General features: G+C 65.0%; 1 protein-coding gene. It reads right to left on the minus strand.

Annotated elements, in window-relative coordinates; translation table 11 throughout:
* Window positions 1-80: 80 nt before the first annotated feature.
* Complete coding sequence (locus FJ251_16210) at window positions 81-1652, minus strand: IS1634 family transposase (protein MBM4119243.1); 1572 nt, start codon at window positions 1650-1652, stop codon at window positions 81-83.
* Window positions 1653-1654 lie beyond the last annotated feature (2 nt).

Genomic DNA, 1654 nt, shown 5'->3' on the forward strand with positions numbered 1-1654 from the left:
TTTTCGGCAATTCAACAAGTTGAAATCGTCACGGACGCGTAATGTCACGCCGTCCAAGGGGGTTACCGAGTGCTTCGGCCTCATAGAGGTTGCAGCTCGGGCGGCAGCGCGACGCCACAGGCCTGGAACACTTTGGCGACGCAGCCCTCGGTCTGAGTGCGAAGGCGGTAGCCCTTGCCGTTGACCCTCAGTTCGATCTCCTGCAGCCGCTCCAGGTCCTGCAGGATGTCGGCCCACTCGAGACGGTAGCCGCGTTTGGCCAAACGTCGCTCCAGTTCGTCGCGCAGCACCAGCGCCAGAAACGAACAGAACACGTGGCCGCGGATCGTGTCGTCGCGCTTGTGGTAGATCGGGCGCGTCGCCAGCGCCGTCTTCATGGTGCGAAAGGTCGCCTCGACTTGCCACAGTTGCTTGTACTTGAGCGCGAGCTCGCGCGCCGAAAGATCGGTGTTGGTGGTCAGGACCCACTTGCCATCGAAGCGCGCCTCGGCTTGGATCTTGTCATCGTCGATCGCGAAGTGGGCGCCGCTCGTCTTCACGTACTTGCGGTAGCCGCGGTTGCCGATCAGCGTCTTGTCGCCTTGTTTTAGCGTCTCTCTGAGCGAGGCGAGGATCGCTTCGCGGTCGTGCCGGTCTTTGGTCGCTTGATCTTCGTTCAGGCACACGACGTAGCGACGGTCTTCGATCCATACCTCCTTGACCTTGAGCGGCGAGGGTGCCTTGGGATCTTGGCTCTTGGGGTAGACCTCCTCGTAGCGCCCGGGGCGCGCCAGCACCTCTTCGTTCACCTCGCGCGTACGCCGCATGCGCACCCCCAGGATGTAGCGCCAGCCGCGCGCCTGGAGTTGCTCGATCGTGGCGCGGCTGATCATGCCGCGGTCGGCCACCACGCACACCTCGCCCACCTTGAACTGCGTGCGCAGCCGATCGACCACCGGGACCAGGCTCGTCACGTCGGCCGGGTTGCCGGGCCACATCTGGCTGCAAAGCGGCCGCCCCTCGTCATCGAGCACTACCCCGGCCACCATTTGCTTCAGATCCGGCCGATGGTCCTTGGAGTGGCCGTACTGCCCCAGGGTCTCTCCGCCTTCGCCCTCGAAGTACATCGAGGTGGTGTCAAAGAACACCAGATCCAGTTTCGTGAACAGGTCGCGCCGCTGCTCAAAGAGCCGCTCCTCGATCAGCTCGCAGCGCGTGCGATAGGGCAGCACGCTCGCCTCTGCACTCGGTGCCGCGGCCACCGGCTCGCCCAACCATCCCATGGTCCGATAAAGCTGGTGCAGCCCGAGCTCCTCCACCCCGGCGATGGCGTAATGGTGCTTCCACTTCTCCGCCGCCCGGTCGCTCCCCGAGACAAACAGCCGGTGCAAGACCGTCAGAAACACCGCGCGCTCCAGCTCAAAGCCGAAGCGGCGCTTCGCCGCCAGCTCCTTGAGCAGACTCTCGATGCCGCAGTCGCGCCACAGCCGCTCGAAGATGAGCGCCGCCCCGATCGTGCGCGCCCGCCCGCTCACGCTCTGGCCTTTGGCATGTGCCCCCAGCACGGCGTACTTCTCGGAGAAGCGCCCCAGCGCCAGCAGAAGCCCGTCGAGCTCTCCGCTGGCGCGCAGCTGATCTAGGCGGCCGAGCCGAAACAGCACCCGCTGCTTCATGC

The sequence above is a fragment of the bacterium genome (assembly GCA_016873475.1).
In the GTDB taxonomy this organism is placed as follows: Bacteria; Krumholzibacteriota; Krumholzibacteriia; order JACNKJ01; family JACNKJ01; genus VGXI01.